Here is a 229-nt window from a genome sequence, read left to right on the forward strand (position 1 = left end):
CGCCAACCTGCCGCTCGCAGCCGCGGCGCCCTCGGCCCCGCACATTGATATCGGGATCAAGGAAGCAGATCGCAAGAAGCTTGCCGAGGGCCCGTCGGCCTTCCAGGCAGACGCGTTCACGCTCTACCTGCAGACCCTCAACGTCCATTGGAACGTGACGGGCTCGATGTGCCACTCGCCGCACCTGATGTTCGAGACCCAGGACACCGCACAGTGGGCGGCCCCGGAC

Annotated in this window: 1 pseudogene; it reads left to right on the top strand. The window is 66.4% G+C overall.

Going from position 1 to position 229, the window contains the following annotated elements:
- Positions 1-7: 7 nt before the first annotated feature.
- A pseudogene (locus ACQG3P_RS25720) lies at positions 8-229 on the top strand (DNA starvation/stationary phase protection protein); the annotation flags it as partial.

The organism is Stenotrophomonas sp. SrG (assembly GCF_050031795.1).
GTDB lineage: Bacteria > Pseudomonadota > Gammaproteobacteria > Xanthomonadales > Xanthomonadaceae > Stenotrophomonas > Stenotrophomonas rhizophila_A.